The sequence below is a fragment of the Anoxybacillus sp. TBDG-1 genome (assembly GCF_054815885.1).
In genome coordinates this window covers 1-16,896 of sequence record NZ_JBTZSY010000048.1, presented here as the reverse complement: position 1 = coordinate 16,896, position 16,896 = coordinate 1, and the positions used below count along the sequence as shown (strand labels likewise).

Below are 16,896 nucleotides of genomic sequence, written 5' to 3'. Positions count from 1 at the left end.
TGTATATAGAGTTTTATGGATTTTCACAAAAATATTTTAACAGTTACTAACCCCCTATTCATATTGTACTTGCTTTAAATCTGGAACAACTTGAATCCATGTTTTCCCAGGCATAAACCCGAGCGGAACACCATCTTTATAAGGAAGGAGGCGTCCGTCAATATTTTTCCACTCCACTTCCTGCATCGTTCCTTCTTGAAATAAATACCCTTTTCCACCTGATGTAAAGTCAATATCTCTGCGACCATAATCATCAATAATTTGGTGTGTTGTTTCAATGACAAACACATTTTCTACCGCAATCGGCGTATTCGTCTCTCGGTCAACTGTCGGCTCGCCACCACTCGACCGGACATATTTCGTTCCATCATACGTATAATGAACATGGGCATACGATCGTTTAGAATACATAACATCAATATTCGTTGCTTCTACAGCACTTGTCAAATCATTTGAGAAAAACGGTAATGGCTTCACTTCTTCTTCAAATGCATAGCCGTTTTTTTCGGCACCTTTTTTAATATTTTCAAAGGAAATGTACGAGTTGTGCGGTGCCTTTCGTGTGTGATCCCGCCAAAATAACGTTCCATCATAAAATAAACCATTTACGTAATCTGTAGCACCAGAATTTAATAACGTTTGTGCCTCGGGACTCCATCCGTGACATACGTATAATGCATGAAAACCGTTGCTTAGTTGAATAAAATAATCTCTTGCGCTTCGAACGGGCCCGATAATATCAGGTTGTTCGCTTTGGTAAATCGCTAACAGCCGTGTAATATCTCCCTCTGCAAGCACTTCATACACGATGTCTGCTTTATGTAGCCCCGACTGTGGTCGTGCGGCAGGATAGTTATTAATCATCACCGCCACCGCGCGTTGCATCGTTTTTTCTTTTGTTGGCATGCCTGTTAATGGGAATGTCCATGATGTTTCCTTTGTTTCTTTTTTATTTTCCTGTTCGACTGTTGTCGGTGGGGACTTGTTTTCTTTTACATTTGACTCTGTACGTTGACATCCGATGCTCAATAAAAACATCGTCGTGATCATCAGCAGAAAAAATAATCGCCGCAACATGAACCCAACCTTTCATTTTCCGTTCCTTTTATATTTTAACGCATTATTGTTGGAAAGAGTACTGTTTTATGCATCACATCGTAAATTCCTTTCGGTGTCATGCGAACATAAGGTAGATGGGTCGACGATAAAAAGAGCAGTGTGTAAATCGGATCAGCAAACGTATAACCGCGCTCACGCAACAATTTCCCAAACTTTTTTTCCTCTTGCATCAGCTCGCTCATTGGTTTTGCCGACATTAATCCGCCTAAAGGAAGAGGAATTTCATGAATGACTTCCCCTTGTTCACAAAGGACAATGCCACCCCCCATTTGTTTCATATGCTCAAATGCAAGCAAAAGATCTCTTTTATTTTTTCCAATCAAAATAATATCTCCTGTATTTGAGTACGAACTAACAAGTGCTTGCACATGTGTCGCGAATCCTTTTAATATGGTGTTTATGCGCCATTTTCCATGGCGGTCAACGAGCATTAAAAAGCTTTCGTCGTGATCAGTAGATAATTCATCAGCTGATGTATCCATCGAAATCGAATATGGCTTAATGATGACCGAGTTTTCCATATGCATACCTAATGGCATCGAAAACTGCAAATCATCCATCTGTAAATCCCACGTCAGCGCAAGTGGCATAAGACCATGTACATCCCATTTTATCGTTGGGAAAGCATGAACAGGAACGCCATCACGTTTTACCCATTGTCCACTCGCTAAAACAGAAATCGGGGTCGGATTAGAAGCATGTTCAAGAATATTAATATGTGCAATACGCCCTGGTGTAATGCTTCCGTGCAAATGATCGATATTGTAATAACGAGCGACATTCCATGTTGCCATGCTATATGCTTCAATTTCAGGCAATCCTTCTTGCAAGGCGATGCGAATCATCTCATCGATCATTCCGTTTTCATAAAATGCAGGGGTCGAACCGTCTGTCGTAAACATGCAATGATCGTAATGATGAATGCCACATTGTTTCATCTCTTTCAGCAATGTCGGCAAATCTGGTCGAATGGATGAATGACGCAACGATACCGTATACCCTTGCATTAAGCGCTTATGTACATCACTTCCAGTCATCGCTTCATGGTCAGCATCCGCACCAAACAGTTTCATTTTCGTTAACGTGCGATCTGAAGCTCCGGGAAAATGACCTTCCACTTTTTTACCGAGCTTTTTCGCTTCTTGCATCCAATGGAGAACGAAATCGTCTCCTTCTAACAACTTTGGCCATCCTGTTAATTCACCAACTTGTAAAACCGCATCATTTTCAAGCCAACCTTTCATGTTCTTATATGAAAAAAGATGTTCTTCTCCGTCCATTTCTGTTTGTGGATCAAGTCGGCACCACCAATACATCGTGACAGGTTGTTTTTCCATAGCGACTAAAAAAGAAAACGCTTTCTTTTTTGTCAACTGTAAAAAAAGAAATAAATTATCGTTAATAAGCGTCGTTGTTCCAAACTGTGCTGCATATTCCGCTAACGTCTGGGGATTATATAATTGAAACGGATGAGCGTGAGGCTCAATGTAACCAGCAACGAGCACTTGATTCGTGCAATCAACGACTTCGCATGAATGCAATTGCTTCGGTTTATTCGGACCGACGTACACAATTCGGTCATCGCAAATCCATACGTTTCCTTGCATCCATTGACGTATGTATGGATGTAAATATGTTGCATTCATTAGCACTTTCGTTGGCGCTTGCTTTCCCTCAACAATTGCAACATGTTTACGAATTTGTTCGCTTTTCCATCGATACCGTTTTTCAATCATGATCGCTTTCCTCCTAAATCGTACCATCGTATATACACATTTTAACGGATGAAAGCGAAATTCACAAACAAAAAGGAGGAATAACATGAAACAAAACATCGGTGTTATTAATGCAATGATTCGCATTACATGCGGATTTACAATGCTTGCTTGGGCAACAGCCAATCTTTCACGCAAACCATGGCGCGAATCATATATATGGGTCATTATGCTCGCTGCGATGAAAATTGCAGAAGGGATCGTTCGTTTTTGCCCTGTTATGGCGCTATTTGAACGATATCAATGTCATTGTGAAAAAGATCGTGAACAAGAGAAAGCGATTCCTATTGAACCGGTCAATCCTTCGTAACAATAACCCCCTTGTATGCGTACAAGGGGGGAAAAAGGAGAGAGCTAATATGATTGCAGAATATATAACAGATACGTTCTTTATTCTTATTCTTTTAATCGGTAGCATCGTCGCCCTTAGTTTTGTATACGTTCGCAAGCGACGTACGCGATAGCTTTATAACCAATATCACGTCGATAAAACAGTTGATCGCATGAAATGTGCTGAATTTGCTCATACACAAGACGTTGTGCTTCTTCTAATGTTTTTCCATTAGCAACAACGAGGAGCACTCGTCCTCCATCCGTTACCCACTCATCGTTTACAAGTTTTGTGCCGGCGTGGAAAATTTGTGCTTTCGTTACTTGTTCAAGCCCTCGAATAACAGCGCCTTTTTCATATTGTTCAGGATATCCTTTCGCCGCTAAAACAACCCCAATCGTTGCTTCATCGCTCCAATGTAATGTAATCGGTTGATCTTCTAAAAGCGAAACGATTACTTCAACAAGATCGTTTTGTAGCCGCGGTAAAATGACTTGTGCTTCAGGGTCGCCAAATCGCGCATTAAATTCAATCACTTTTGGTCCTTCTTGTGTGGCGATTAATCCTGCGTATAAAAATCCTGTAAATGGACATCCTTCTTGTTTCAATGCTCTCGCTGTCGGTTTCACAATTGTTTCAACCGCTTCATAAACCGTTTGTTCGCTAATTTGCGGAACAGGAGAATAGGCGCCCATCCCCCCTGTGTTCGGTCCTTGATCGCCATCAAACGCACGCTTATGATCTTGGGCGATCACCATCGGATAAACGTGTTCTCTATGCACAAACGCCATAAGTGAAAATTCTTCACCTTGTAAATATTGCTCAATAACAACTTGTGCACCAGCTTCACCGAACTTTTTTGCAATCATTATCTCATGTAACGCGTCAAGCGCCTCTTCCACTGTCATTGCCACCGTGACACCTTTTCCAGCCGCAAGTCCATCTGCTTTAATAACGATCGGTGCACCTTGCTCGCACACATAACGTACAGCGTCATCATAATTTGTAAATGTCACATAATTCGCTGTCGGAATGTTATATTTTCTCATGATTTCTTTCGCAAACGCTTTGCTTCCTTCAATGAATGCCGCTTGTTGTTTCGGACCAAAAATACGCAATCCTTCACTTGCAAAATGATCGACAATACCTGCTAACAGTGGGGCTTCCGGACCAACGATCGTTAAATCGATCGCTTCTTTTTTCGCCCACTGAGCTAGCGCTTCAACATCCGTTTCTGAAATCGGAACGCGCGTAGCAATCGAAGCCATTCCGTCGTTTCCTGGCGCGACATATACGCGAGTGACAAGCGAGCTTTGGGCTACTTTCCATACAAGCGCATGTTCTCGACCACCGCGCCCGATAATGAGCACTTTCATCGTCCGTCGCCTCCTTTAATGTTTAAAATGGCGTACTCCTGTAAATACCATCGCAATGCCGTACTCATTCGCTTTTTGAATCGAATCTTCATCGCGAATCGAACCGCCCGGTTGAATAATAGCTGTGACTCCGGCTTGGGCAGCCACTTCAACTGTGTCGCTCATCGGGAAAAAGGCGTCGGAGGCTAATACTGCACCGTTGGCATTCCCGCCCGCTTGCTCAATGGCAATTTTCGCTGCTCCCACACGATTCATTTGACCAGCGCCAACACCAATTGTCATCCCATCTTTCGCTAACACAATCGCATTCGATTTCACATGCTTCACCACACGCCAAGCGAACGTTAAATTCGCCCATTCTTCTTCTGTCGGCTGTCTTTCAGTCACAACTTGAATGTTCGCATTATCAATCGTGTATATATCTTCGTCCTGAACAAGTAATCCACCGCGCACCGATACGAAAAATGGTTCTTGTTTCCGTTCTGCTTGAAAATCAACAGTTAATAGACGAATATTTTTCTTTTTCGTTAAAATCGCAAGTGCTTGTTCTGTGAACGACGGAGCGATAATAATTTCTAAAAAAATGTCATGTAATTTCGCAGCCGTCTGTTCGTCAACCTCGCGATTAAGCGCCACGATGCCGCCAAAAATGGACGTCGGGTCGGCTTCATAAGCTTTTTGAAACGCTTCCGCAATCGTTTCGCCAACACCGACTCCACACGGATTCATATGCTTCACTGCTACCGCTGCTGGCTCAGTAAATTCCGCAACAATTTGCAACGCTGCGTTCGCATCATTAATGTTGTTGTATGACAACTCTTTTCCGTGTAGCTGCTTCGCTGCCGCAATAGAAAACGGTGAGCTGAGCGGTCTTTCGTAAAATGCTGCCGTTTGATGTGGATTTTCGCCGTATCGCAACGATTGTTTTTTCACAAACGTCATTGTCATCGTTTCTGGATATGTTTCTCCGATAACATTTGTCAAATATTGCGCAATCATTGCATCGTATGCTGCTGTATGGCGAAATACTTTCGCAGCTAATGACCGTCTCGTCTCAAGCAATACTTCGCCATATTGTTTTAGCTGTTCGATGACTAACTCATAGTCAGTAGGATCGACGACAGCTGTGACATAAGCATGGTTTTTCGCCGCTGCTCGCAGCATAGTCGGACCGCCAATATCGATATTTTCAATTGCTTCCATAAACGGCACGTTTGGCTTTGCGATCGTTTCTTGGAATGGATATAAATTGACAACAACAAAGTCGATTGGCATAATGGCATGGTCTTGCAACTGTTTTTTATGCGCTTCATCATCTCGAACAGCTAACAGCCCGCCATGAATGTTTGGATGTAATGTTTTCACCCGTCCATCTAAAATTTCTGGGAAGTTTGTCACGTCAGAAATGCTGACAACTGGAATGCCATGCTCCGCTAATACGCGCTTCGTTCCGCCCGTTGAAATAATTTCAACACCTAACTCAACTAGTTGTTTAGCAAACGTAACAATTCCTTTTTTATTTGATACGCTAATGATCGCTCGTTTTTTCATCTTCCGCCCTTCCTTTCTCACTTACCAGCTGCTGAATGACTTTCGGATACAATACATGCTCGATCTCATGAATACGACGCTCGACGCTTTCTAACGGCTCTCCATCATCAATATATAGCGCTTGTTGAGCAATAATCGGTCCTGTATCCATTCCTTCATCAACATAATGCACCGTCACCCCTGTCACTTTCACGCCATAACGGTACGCTTGACCGATCGCATCTTTACCCGGAAACGCTGGCAAAAGAGAGGGGTGAATGTTTATAATTTTGTTCGGATATGCCTGTAAAAGCGTCGGACCGATGAGCCGCATGTAACCAGCCAGAACGATCCAGTCGATTTCTTTTCGTTGCAGTTGTTGTAAAATCTCACGTTCAAATTGTTGTTTTTTTTCGTACTGTTTAGGGTTAAAAACAAATACCGGCACGTGTTCACGAATCGCTCGTTCAATCACTTTGGCATGCGGCCGATCACATACGAGAAGCGCAACTTCCGCTTGTATATCTCCTTTTTTTACCGCGTCGACAATCGCTTGAAAATTCGTGCCACTTCCCGATGCAAAAATAGCTATTCGCTTCATTCGATTTTTCCCCCAGCAAACGATACACCCGATCCTTCTTTTACCCGACCGATGATATACGCTTGCTCTCCGCACGATTCAAGCAACTGCACAACGTCTGGTACAACATCGCTATCGACAGCTAATACAAAACCGATTCCCATATTAAAAATATTGAACATTTCCGTTCGTTGTAGTTGTCCATGTTGTTGTAAAAAGTTAAAAATCGGTGGAATCGGCCATGAACCGTAGTCTATTTCAGCTTGTAATCCTTTTGGCAACATACGCGGAATGTTTTCGATAAAACCGCCCCCTGTAATATGTGCCATCCCTTTCACAGAAAATTGTTTTAACACTTCTTGTACTGCACGAACATAAATACGCGTCGGTGTTAATAGTTCTTCACCAAGCGAGCGGGAAAACGGTTCATATATATAATTTAACTGTAAATGAGCATCTTTTATAATTTTTCTTACAAGCGAATAGCCGTTGCTATGAAGCCCGCTCGAAGCCAAACCGATCAGCACATCACCAGGGACAATCGCCTCACCTGTCACGAGCTTTTCTTTTTCTACCACACCAACTGCAAACCCAGCTACATCATATTCATCCTCAGCATACATGCCTGGCATTTCTGCCGTTTCTCCTCCAATGAGCGCACACCCTGCTTCGATGCAACCATCAGAAATTCCTTTCACAATATGCTCAATTTTTTCAGGTACCGCTTTTCCACAGGCGATGTAGTCAAGGAAAAAAAGCGGCTCTGCTCCTTGTACGACAATATCATTCACACACATCGCTACACAGTCAATTCCAATTGTATCGTGCCGATTGAAAGCGAACGCAAGCATTAATTTCGTCCCTACTCCGTCTGTTCCTGATACAAGGACAGGTTGCTTATAATCGAGCGAAGATAGATCAAACATTCCTCCAAAACCACCTAAACTTCCTAATGCACCGATTCGAGCGGTTTTAGCGACATGTTTTTTCATCCGCTCTACAGCTTCATAACCAGCTTCAATATTCACACCAGCTTGCTTGTACGCATGTGACAACGTGCTCCCCTCCTATTTTCGTCGGATATTGTCCTGTAAAACAAGCTAAACATTGCCCACAGTTTGCGGAATCGTTTGATCTTCCAATCGCCTGCAAAAGTCCTTCTTTGCTCAAAAACGCGAGGGAATCCGCTTCAATAAGCTGACGAATTTCTTCAATCGTGTGTCTAGAAGCAATAAGCTCATCTTTTGTTGACGTATCGATCCCATAAAAACATGGATGCGTAATCGGCGGTGAGCTAATGCGCACATGCACTTCCGTCGCCCCTGCCTCGCGAAGCATACGTACGATGCGCTTGCTCGTCGTTCCACGCACAATAGAGTCATCAACCATGACGACTCGTTTCCCAGCTACAACCCCTCGAACGGGCGACAATTTCATTTTTACCCCTTGTTCGCGAAGTGCTTGAGACGGTTGAATAAACGTCCGTCCAACATACCGATTTTTAATTAACCCTAACTCGTACGGAATACCTGTCGCTTCCGCATAGCCGATCGCTACCGAAATACTTGAATCCGGTACACCAGTAACAACATCGGCTTCAACAGGTGCTTCAAATGCTAGCTGCTTCCCGAGATTTTTCCGTGCTGTATGAATGTTAATGCCATCCACGTTGCTGTCAGGACGAGCGAAATAAATATATTCCATGCTACAAATGGAGCGAGACACCCTCGGGGCAAAACGCTCAGAACGAATCCCTTGTTTGTTAATCATAATGAGTTCTCCCGGCTCCACTTCTCGCTCGTATGTGGCACCAATGACATCAAAAGCACACGTTTCCGACGCCACAACGTACGCCTCGCCTAGACGTCCAAGCGATAAAGGACGGAAACCATGTGGATCAAGAGCGATATACATTTCTGTTTCCGTCAAAATGAGAAAAGCAAAAGCGCCACGTAAATGCGTCAACGCTTCTTTAATTCGTTCTTTTAAAATTGGTTCGCCGCTGCGCTTAATTAAATGAGCAAGCACTTCGGTATCAGACGTCGTTTGAAAAATGCTCCCTTGTTGCTCTAAACGAAAGCGTAATTCATCGGCATTCACTAAATTTCCGTTATGCGCAAGCGCTAAACTGCCACCTTGCGAACGAAACAGAAGCGGCTGAACATTCGCATATCCGCCCCCACCTGCAGTAGAGTAACGGACGTGGCCGATCGCAGCCATGCCCGTTAGTTTTTCTAACTCTCCGCGACTAAACACTTCCGTCACTAAACCGAGGCCTTTATGAAACTGGAGCGTTCCGTTTCCCCCAACAACAATGCCCGCACCTTCTTGCCCGCGATGTTGTAAACTATGCAACCCATAATACGTTAACGTTGCTGCTTCCTCATGCCCCCAAATACCAAAAATCCCACACTCTTCGTTTAATCCTTTGATTTCAGCAAGCATGGAATAGCTCCTTTCCATACATTTCGCATCGTTTCTACTGGAACGTGGAGAATGCATGCATCTCCACTTGTCACATGAAGCGTTTCGTCATTTGTCACTTCTCCGATACATACTGCTTGAACAAGCTGTTCAAACGTTTGTTGATGTTCCTTTTTCACAGTAACGACAAAGCGTGATTGCGTTTCGCTAAATAGTTCTGAAACGACATCACCTTGAATGTCCACACGTGCGCCTAAGCCTTGCGCGTCGATTAAACATTCCGCAAGGGCAACCGCTAAGCCCCCTTCTGATACATCGTGTGCTGATGCCACAACTCCAGCTCGAATCGCAGCGAGAAGCTGTTGTTGTCGTTTCGCTTCCACATGTAAATCAATCGTTGGAGCCTTTCCAAAAATGCGGCCTGTTAGCCGTTTTTGCAACTCACTTCCGCCAAATTCTTGCTTTGCTTCCCCAATGACATAAATCAAGTCGCCATGTTGTTTAAACGATTGTGTCGTCACATGGCTCATATGTTCAACGATGCCGACCATGCCGACAATCGGTGTCGGATAAATGGCTTCGCCGTTCGTCTCATTATAAAGCGATACATTTCCACTAATCACGGGCGTTTCAAGTACACGGCACGCTTCGCTCATTCCCTCCACTGCTTTTTCAAGCTGCCAAAAAATTTCTGGTTTCTCCGGATTACCGAAATTTAAGCAATCCGTGACAGCAAGTGGCTGAGCCCCAGAACAAACGATGTTGCGTGCTGCTTCTGCGATCGCAATTTTCCCACCGACTTCTGGATCTAAATATACGTAACGAGAATTACAATCGGTTGTCATCGCCAGCGCTTTATTTGTGCCACGAATGCGTAAAACAGCTGCATCAGACCCTGGAGCAACAACCGTATTTGTTCGCACCATATAATCGTATTGTTCATACACCCATTGTTTACTTGCGATCGTTGGTTGACTTAACAACGCGAGCAACGTTTCTTCATAATTGTCAACTGTCGGTGTGTATTGTATCGTTTGAAACTCACGATAATACGCTGGTTCTTGCGAAGGTTTATGATAAACAGGCGCATCTTTAGCAAGCGCATCAACCGGAATTTCAGCAACGACTTCTCCGTGATGATACAACCGCAACATATGATCATCTGTTACACGTCCAATCGCTTTCGCCTCGAGTCCGTATTTTGCAAATACATCTATAATTTCTTGTTCACGACCTTTTTGGACGACAAGAAGCATACGCTCTTGTGACTCAGATAACATCATTTCATACGGCGTCATCCCCGTTTCGCGTTGTGGCACGAGATCTAAATTCAGTTCGATCCCAGAACCTGCTTTGCTCGCCATTTCCGCTGACGAACTTGTTAAACCTGCCGCCCCCATATCTTGCATGCCGACGAGCGCATCGGAATGAATGACTTCCAAACAAGATTCAAGGAGTAACTTTTCCATAAATGGATCTCCGACTTGCACAGCTGGACGCTTTTGTTCAGATTGTTCCGTTAATTCTTCAGATGCAAATGTCGCTCCATGAATGCCGTCACGTCCCGTTTTCGCACCGACATACATGACCGTATTTCCAACGCCTGCAGCAATTCCTTTTTGAATATCTTCATGCCGAATGAGCCCAACACACATCGCATTCACAAGTGGATTTCCTTCATATGCAGCATCAAATTGTACTTCACCACCGACTGTCGGAATGCCAACGCAATTTCCGTATCCACCAATGCCTGCGACAACGCGCTCAAATAAATATTTCACACGCGGTGACGTTAATTCGCCAAAACGAAGCGAGTTTAATAATGCAATTGGTCGCGCACCCATCGAGAATACATCGCGAATAATTCCTCCAACACCCGTGGCAGCTCCTTGATACGGCTCAATCGCGGACGGATGGTTATGGCTTTCGATCTTAAACGCTACAGCTAATCCATCCCCGATATCGACAATACCTGCACCTTCCCCTGGCCCTTGCAATACATGTTTTCCTTCCGTTGGAAACTTCTTTAATACGGGTTTCGAATTTTTATAGCTACAATGTTCCGACCACATGACAGAAAAAATGCCCGTTTCCGTATAATTCGGGAGACGACCAAGGATGCGTTCAACCATCGCAAATTCCTCGTCTGTTAATCCCATTTCACGATACAATTTTTGTTCTTTAATCATTGCTGGACTTGGTTCAAGTAGTAACGACATGTGCGTCCCTCCAGTATGTCACAATTGATTGAAATAATTTTAATCCGTCAGCTCCACCAAGCAGTTCATGAACAGCACGCTCAGGGTGTGGCATCATACCAAGCACGTTTCCTTTTTCATTCACAATACCTGCAATGTTGTGTAAACTACCGTTTGGATTTTCTCCCTCATATCGAAAAACAATTTGGTTGTTGGCAATAAGCCGTTGTAACGTTTGTTCATCACAATAATAGTTTCCTTCTCCGTGCGCAATCGGAATCGTAATGATTTCTCCACGTTCGTATTGAGATGTAAACATCGTTTCATTGTTTCCAACACGAAGCTTTACCGGACGGCAAATAAACGTTAACGTATTGTTGCGTCGCATTGCCCCTGGAAGAAGACCCGCTTCGAGTAAAATTTGAAATCCGTTACATACACCTAAAATTGGTTTTCCTTCATCTGCTGCTTTTTTGATCGCTTTCATTACGTTAGAAAAGCGCGCAATCGCTCCAGATCGCAAATAATCTCCGTATGAAAAACCACCTGGCAAAAGAATCGCATCAAACTCATCTAAACAACGTGCATCATGCCAAACGTATTCTACATCTTCCCCTAATTCGTCCGCAATCGCATGATACATGTCAACATCGCAATTAGAGCCCGGAAATACAACGACCGCAAATTTCACTGCACGACGACCTCCTCAATGTCATAGCGATAATCTTCAATGACCGTATTGGCGAGTAATTTTTCACACATTTCTTTCACGAGTACATCGATATCGCGATCGCTTTTCTCCACGATCAACTCCATAAACTTTCCAATTCGCACATCCTGTACTTCACGATAGTTTAAAGTATGAAGCGCTCCTTTTACCGCATTGCCTTGTGGATCTAATACGTTTTCACGCAATGTGACATACACCTTTACTTTATACATGATAATCCTCCTAATCGTTGTAAAAGTTTCGTATATGTTTCTGTTAAGTCGCCTAAATCGCGGCGAAATACATCTTTATCGAATTTTTCTTTCGTGTGTACATCCCATAATCTACACGTGTCTGGAGAAATTTCATCCGCTAGCAACACCGCTCCCGTTTCATCTTTTCCAAACTCTAATTTAAAATCGACAAGCTGTAAGTCACACGAACGAAATAAAGAAGTTAAAATGTCGTTCACGCGGAACGCCATTTGCTTCATGTGCACAAGCTCATCGGGGGAAGCAAGCTGCAACAGAGCGATATGATCTTCTGTTAATAGAGGATCGCCTAAGTCGTCATTTTTGTAGTAAAATTCTACAATCGGCTTCTCGATGACGGCTCCTTCCTGAAGACCGATTCGTTTCGCTAGACTACCGGCGACAATATTGCGGACAACAACTTCGAGGGGAATAATCGTCACTTGACGTACAAGCTGTTCCGTATCCGATATTTTACGAATAAAGTGATTGTTCACACCCGCTTCATGCAACAAGAAAAATAGTAAACTCGTAATTTCGTTATTTAACCGCCCTTTTCCAGCAATCGTTGCTTTTTTCTCACCGTTAAATGCCGTAGCTTCATCTTTATATTCGATCCATAATACCCCTTTTTCATTTGTTGCATACACTTTTTTTGCTTTTCCTTCATATAGAAGGTGTTGCTTTTCCATGTTCTCTCCCCCATTTATCCAGAATATTAGCAACTTTTTATATATAGGTAAGGCAATCTGCCTTACCTACTACAAACCAAGTCGGCTAAAAATCGTATCAACATGTTTTAAATGATAGTTGTAATCAAAGCAATCTGCGATTTGTTCCTTTGTTAAACGACTTGTAATTACTCCGTCTGCTTCAATTAACGAGCGGAACGGCACTTGTTTTTCCCACGCTTCCATCGCTTTCGGCTGTACAAGATCATATGCTTCCTCGCGCGTCATTCCTGTATCAATAAGCGCCAATAATACGCGTTGCGAATAAATAAGTCCAAGAGTACGATCCATATTTTTCTTCATGTTTTCAGGGAATACCGTCAAGTTTTTCACGATGTTCGTAAAGCGGTTGAGCATATAGTTTAAGGCGATCGTTGCATCCGGCAAAATAATGCGCTCGGCAGATGAATGCGAAATGTCGCGCTCATGCCAAAGTGGGACATTTTCGTATGCTGTTAACATATAGCCGCGAATGACGCGCGCCATTCCTGTCATATTTTCTGAACCGATTGGGTTGCGCTTATGTGGCATGGCTGATGAACCTTTTTGTCCTTTAGCGAAAAACTCTTCCACTTCACGTGTTTCACTTTTTTGCAGCCCTCGAATTTCAACCGCAAATTTTTCAATTGATGTCGCAATTAAAGCGAGCGTCGCCATATAGTGCGCATGGCGATCACGCTGTAACGTTTGCGTTGAAATAGGCGCAGGCTGCAAGCCAAGTTTTTCGCATACGTACTGTTCGACAAACGGATCAATATTTGCGTACGTACCAACAGCCCCTGAAATTTTACCAACGCGCACCGTTTCTACTGCTTGCTTAAATCGTTCTAAATTGCGCTCCATTTCGGCATACCAAAGCGCCAATTTTAGTCCAAATGTCGTCGGCTCGGCATGTACACCGTGCGTTCGCCCCATCATGACCGTATATTTATGTTCGATCGCTTTCTCTTTTAATACCGCCATAAAGTTTTCTAAGTCGCGCAATAAAATTTCATTCGCTTGTTTTAATAAGTATGATAATGCTGTATCAACAACATCGGTAGACGTAAGTCCGTAATGTACCCATTTCCGTTCTTCCCCTAACGTTTCTGACACCGCACGAGTAAAGGCAACGACATCATGGCGCGTCTCTTCTTCAATTTCTTTAATGCGTGCAATATCGAACGAAGCGTTTTGACGAATTTTCACAACATCTTCTTTCGGGATCACACCTAACTCAGCCCAAGCCTCACAAGCTAAAATTTCAACTTCCAGCCAAGCACGAAAACGGTTTTCTTCCGTCCAAATTGCACCCATTTCCGGTCTTGTATAACGTTCAATCATACGTTCATCCTCCGATCTGTCCAAATCGCTAACTCGTCTATTTTTCGTTGCATCGCATCGACATCTTCAGCTAACCACGTGATATGTCCCATTTTCCGCTTCGGCTTTGCTTCTTTTTTGCCATAAAAATGAACATGAGCATCACGAAATTGATCGATGTTTCGAATAACGTCGTCAACATGTTCTCCTAAAATATTGACCATCATTGTAGGTTTTAATAATTTCGTACTGCCAAGCGGCCAATTGCACACAGCACGAATATGTTGTTGAAATTGTGATGTGATACAACCATTTATTGTATAATGACCTGAGTTGTGCGGTCTAGGGGCAAGCTCATTAATATACAATTGTCCGTCCTCTGTCAAAAACATTTCAATGGCTAACGTGCCAACGAGTTGGAACGCTTCGGCTAACTGTTTCGCATATGTTTCTGCCTGTTCAATGATTAGTGGACTGACTTGAGCTGGAGCAATTGTCTCATGCAAAATGTTGTCGCGATGAATGTTTTCTACGACAGGAAACAGTGCCATTTCACCAGAGACACTACGCACAACGATAATGGATAACTCTTTGACAAACGATACCCATGCTTCCAATACACACTCACCATAAGCTAAAAGCGAGCGAGCCACATGTATATCATCCAAACACCGAATGACGACTTGCCCTTTTCCATCATATCCCCCACGGCACGTTTTCAACACAGATGGGATACCAATCTCCCGAATCGCTCGTTCTAATTCTTCTTCTTTGAGCACAAGACGATAAGGCGCAACAGGTAAACCTGCAGATTGAATAGCCCGTTTTTCTTTCCAACGATGTTGCGTAATAGCAAGCAGCTCGCTTCCTTGAGGCACATACCCCTTCTTTGCTAATTGATTCAACGCCTCCGCATCAATATTTTCAAACTCATACGTTACAACATCACTTACTTCGGCTAACTGACGTAACGCTTCCTCATCGCTATATGAAGCAACAATTTCAATATCGGCCACTTGCGCGCACGGAGATTGAGGAGTCGGGTCGAGTACCGCTACAAAAAATCCCATCTCTTTTGCAGCGATCGCCATCATTCTTCCTAACTGCCCGCCACCAATAATGCCAATCGTTTGCCCTGGAACAATCGTTTTAGTCAAGCTGATCACTACTTTCCATCACTTGTTTTCGAATCGCCTCACGCCGTGCACGTAACGCTTCCATATACGTTGGTTCATACGTTCCAAGAATCGAAGCAGCAAGCAGCGCGGCATTGATTGCACCTGCTTTTCCGATCGCTACGGTCGCCACTGGCACTCCGCCCGGCATTTGAACAATGGATAACAACGAATCTAAGCCGTTCAACGTCTTAGACATAATTGGAACACCGATAACCGGCAATGTTGTTTTAGCTGCTACCATTCCAGGCAAATGAGCAGCCCCACCAGCTCCAGCGATAATAACTTTAATGCCGCGCTCTTCAGCTGTTTCGGCATATGTAAACATAAAGTCCGGTGTACGATGAGCTGAAACAACTTTTTTTTCAAATGGAATATGCAATTCTTCTAATATATCACATGCATGACGCATCGTTTCCCAGTCTGATTGACTTCCCATAATGACAGCGACAAGTGGCTGCATCCGTACTCACCTCTTTTTATAATCAGAAAAAAATCCAGAACAACGCCCCTCGATCATAAGGGAAAGCATCGTTCTGGACATATTTCGCCCATGGGGTGAAAAAGCCAATAAGATCCTTTCCCTCATAGTCCAATAATTTACGGTTATTGGGTAGAGACTTTCGGGCCATATTCCCAAAATTATATGAGGGTTTAATGATGTATTCATTTACTTTCATCTTACCAACCATTTTTAATTGATGTCAACACAAAATCGAACATTTTTAAAAATGAAATATTTAATGTTCGGTTTTTGCTTAAAAATCACCATTTTACCTTTTCCATCGTATAGTGAAAAGAAAAAGGAAAGAGGGGAAAACAATGGACTGGACGAAACAATGGGAAGCGTTTTTTTCTAACCCATTTTGGGGATCATCAAACGCTTTTTCTTCCCATTCTCCAGGCGTCAACATATACCGTCGTGAAAATGAGCTGCTCATCGTCGCAGCCATCCCAGGCTTAGAACATGTACATGATGCAGAAGTATATATTCACTATAATACATTGGAAATAAAAGCAAATATTCAATTACACTTCGAAGGATTTGAATTAATTGAGGAAGGGATGACACAAGGTTCATTTGAGCGAGTGATACAACTTCCTTTTCCTGTAGGTGAGAAAGTGGAAGCTGTATACGAGAATGGGCTGCTTTTTATTCAGTTACATCGCCTTATTCCGAATCATATAAAGAGAAAAGTAGAAATTAAATAAAAAACGAGCTAACCGATATTGGTTAGCTCTTCACTATGGGGGAGAGGATTGTAAAAGCGTTAAACGCAAATACATGGACAAAAAAAGTTAGAGAACAAAATCGATATGCTCTCTAACTTGCTATGTCCGCCCGGCAACGTCCTACTCTCGCAGGCGGTGTCCCGCCAACTACCATCGGCGCTG

The 16,896-nt window shown here is 43.3% G+C and carries 17 protein-coding genes and 1 riboswitch; of the genes, 3 read left to right on the top strand and 14 right to left on the bottom strand.

Annotated elements, in window-relative coordinates:
• Positions 1-54: 54 nt before the first annotated feature.
• Positions 55-1,077: a DUF3048 domain-containing protein gene (locus tag ACYQY7_RS12010; protein WP_461202354.1), complete on the bottom strand. Its 1,023-nt coding sequence runs from the start codon at positions 1,075-1,077 to the stop codon at positions 55-57.
• Between the two features lie 35 nt (positions 1,078-1,112).
• On the bottom strand, positions 1,113-2,855 hold the full coding sequence (locus tag ACYQY7_RS12005) for an adenine deaminase C-terminal domain-containing protein (RefSeq protein ID WP_461202353.1): 1,743 nt from the start codon (positions 2,853-2,855) through the stop codon (positions 1,113-1,115).
• 85 nt (positions 2,856-2,940) lie between these two features.
• Between ACYQY7_RS12005 and ACYQY7_RS12000 the strand changes: the two genes are divergently transcribed.
• Positions 2,941-3,204 (top strand): YgaP family membrane protein, encoded by a 264-nt coding sequence (locus ACYQY7_RS12000; RefSeq protein WP_461202351.1) that lies wholly within the window; start codon positions 2,941-2,943, stop codon positions 3,202-3,204.
• 49 nt (positions 3,205-3,253) lie between these two features.
• The gene (locus ACYQY7_RS11995) at positions 3,254-3,358 is read left to right on the top strand and encodes an EYxxD motif small membrane protein (protein WP_461202349.1); all 105 of its coding nucleotides are present in this window, start codon (positions 3,254-3,256) and stop codon (positions 3,356-3,358) included.
• Here the strand turns inward: ACYQY7_RS11995 and purD are convergent.
• From purD to purE, 12 genes are all read right to left on the bottom strand, one after another.
• On the bottom strand, positions 3,321-4,601 hold the full coding sequence (gene purD / locus ACYQY7_RS11990; RefSeq protein WP_461202347.1) for a phosphoribosylamine--glycine ligase: 1,281 nt from the start codon (positions 4,599-4,601) through the stop codon (positions 3,321-3,323). The genes ACYQY7_RS11995 and purD overlap by 38 nt on opposite strands.
• Positions 4,602-4,616: 15 nt before the next feature.
• Entirely contained in the window at positions 4,617-6,152 is a 1,536-nt protein-coding gene (gene purH / locus ACYQY7_RS11985) for a bifunctional phosphoribosylaminoimidazolecarboxamide formyltransferase/IMP cyclohydrolase (protein WP_461202345.1), read from the bottom strand.
• Positions 6,130-6,732: a phosphoribosylglycinamide formyltransferase gene (gene purN / locus ACYQY7_RS11980; RefSeq protein WP_461202343.1), complete on the bottom strand. Its 603-nt coding sequence runs from the start codon at positions 6,730-6,732 to the stop codon at positions 6,130-6,132. Before purN ends, purH begins: the two co-directional genes overlap by 23 nt.
• Positions 6,729-7,766 carry a phosphoribosylformylglycinamidine cyclo-ligase gene (purM, locus tag ACYQY7_RS11975; protein ID WP_461202342.1) on the bottom strand — a complete coding sequence of 346 codons (1,038 nt, stop codon included), beginning with the start codon at positions 7,764-7,766 and terminating at the stop codon, positions 6,729-6,731. Before purM ends, purN begins: the two co-directional genes overlap by 4 nt.
• Entirely contained in the window at positions 7,729-9,156 is a 1,428-nt protein-coding gene (purF, locus tag ACYQY7_RS11970; protein WP_461202340.1) for an amidophosphoribosyltransferase, read from the bottom strand. Before purF ends, purM begins: the two co-directional genes overlap by 38 nt.
• Positions 9,132-11,354 (bottom strand): phosphoribosylformylglycinamidine synthase subunit PurL, encoded by a 2,223-nt coding sequence (gene purL / locus ACYQY7_RS11965; protein ID WP_461202338.1) that lies wholly within the window; start codon positions 11,352-11,354, stop codon positions 9,132-9,134. Before purL ends, purF begins: the two co-directional genes overlap by 25 nt.
• Positions 11,338-12,024, bottom strand: coding sequence for a phosphoribosylformylglycinamidine synthase subunit PurQ (gene purQ, locus ACYQY7_RS11960; RefSeq protein ID WP_461202336.1), 687 nt, complete (start codon positions 12,022-12,024; stop codon positions 11,338-11,340). Before purQ ends, purL begins: the two co-directional genes overlap by 17 nt.
• On the bottom strand, positions 12,021-12,275 hold the full coding sequence (gene purS, locus ACYQY7_RS11955) for a phosphoribosylformylglycinamidine synthase subunit PurS (RefSeq protein WP_461202334.1): 255 nt from the start codon (positions 12,273-12,275) through the stop codon (positions 12,021-12,023). Before purS ends, purQ begins: the two co-directional genes overlap by 4 nt.
• Entirely contained in the window at positions 12,263-12,985 is a 723-nt protein-coding gene (purC, locus tag ACYQY7_RS11950; RefSeq protein ID WP_461202332.1) for a phosphoribosylaminoimidazolesuccinocarboxamide synthase, read from the bottom strand. Before purC ends, purS begins: the two co-directional genes overlap by 13 nt.
• Positions 12,986-13,054: 69 nt before the next feature.
• Positions 13,055-14,347: an adenylosuccinate lyase gene (purB, locus tag ACYQY7_RS11945; RefSeq protein WP_461202330.1), complete on the bottom strand. Its 1,293-nt coding sequence runs from the start codon at positions 14,345-14,347 to the stop codon at positions 13,055-13,057.
• The gene (gene purK / locus ACYQY7_RS11940; RefSeq protein ID WP_461202328.1) at positions 14,344-15,492 is read right to left on the bottom strand and encodes a 5-(carboxyamino)imidazole ribonucleotide synthase; all 1,149 of its coding nucleotides are present in this window, start codon (positions 15,490-15,492) and stop codon (positions 14,344-14,346) included. The genes purB and purK overlap by 4 nt, the downstream gene beginning before the upstream one ends.
• Positions 15,476-15,964 carry a 5-(carboxyamino)imidazole ribonucleotide mutase gene (gene purE / locus ACYQY7_RS11935; protein WP_032100948.1) on the bottom strand — a complete coding sequence of 163 codons (489 nt, stop codon included), beginning with the start codon at positions 15,962-15,964 and terminating at the stop codon, positions 15,476-15,478. The genes purK and purE overlap by 17 nt, the downstream gene beginning before the upstream one ends.
• Before the next feature lie 105 nt (positions 15,965-16,069).
• Positions 16,070-16,171, bottom strand: a riboswitch (purine riboswitch).
• Positions 16,172-16,323: 152 nt separating this feature from the next.
• Here purE and ACYQY7_RS11930 point away from each other — a divergent pair.
• A complete protein-coding gene (locus ACYQY7_RS11930; protein ID WP_461202326.1) occupies positions 16,324-16,713 on the top strand; it encodes an Hsp20/alpha crystallin family protein in 390 nt (129 codons plus the stop codon).
• Positions 16,714-16,896 lie beyond the last annotated feature (183 nt).

Excerpts from the sequence above, each read along its gene's own strand:
- ACYQY7_RS11995 (WP_461202349.1), top strand. The coding sequence starts at position 3,254 with ATGATTGCAGAATATATAACAGATACGTTCTTTATTCTTATTCTTTTA.
- ACYQY7_RS12005 (WP_461202353.1), bottom strand. The coding sequence starts at position 2,855 with ATGATTGAAAAACGGTATCGATGGAAAAGCGAACAAATTCGTAAACAT.
- purL (WP_461202338.1), bottom strand. The coding sequence starts at position 11,354 with ATGTCGTTACTACTTGAACCAAGTCCAGCAATGATTAAAGAACAAAAA.
- ACYQY7_RS11930 (WP_461202326.1), top strand. The coding sequence starts at position 16,324 with ATGGACTGGACGAAACAATGGGAAGCGTTTTTTTCTAACCCATTTTGG.
- purE (WP_032100948.1), bottom strand. The coding sequence starts at position 15,964 with ATGCAGCCACTTGTCGCTGTCATTATGGGAAGTCAATCAGACTGGGAA.
- purN (WP_461202343.1), bottom strand. The coding sequence starts at position 6,732 with ATGAAGCGAATAGCTATTTTTGCATCGGGAAGTGGCACGAATTTTCAA.
- purC (WP_461202332.1), bottom strand. The coding sequence starts at position 12,985 with ATGGAAAAGCAACACCTTCTATATGAAGGAAAAGCAAAAAAAGTGTAT.
- ACYQY7_RS12000 (WP_461202351.1), top strand. The coding sequence starts at position 2,941 with ATGAAACAAAACATCGGTGTTATTAATGCAATGATTCGCATTACATGC.
- purB (WP_461202330.1), bottom strand. The coding sequence starts at position 14,347 with ATGATTGAACGTTATACAAGACCGGAAATGGGTGCAATTTGGACGGAA.
- purD (WP_461202347.1), bottom strand. The coding sequence starts at position 4,601 with ATGAAAGTGCTCATTATCGGGCGCGGTGGTCGAGAACATGCGCTTGTA.
- purS (WP_461202334.1), bottom strand. The coding sequence starts at position 12,275 with ATGTATAAAGTAAAGGTGTATGTCACATTGCGTGAAAACGTATTAGAT.
- purH (WP_461202345.1), bottom strand. The coding sequence starts at position 6,152 with ATGAAAAAACGAGCGATCATTAGCGTATCAAATAAAAAAGGAATTGTT.
- ACYQY7_RS12010 (WP_461202354.1), bottom strand. The coding sequence starts at position 1,077 with ATGTTGCGGCGATTATTTTTTCTGCTGATGATCACGACGATGTTTTTA.
- purF (WP_461202340.1), bottom strand. The coding sequence starts at position 9,156 with ATGCTTGCTGAAATCAAAGGATTAAACGAAGAGTGTGGGATTTTTGGT.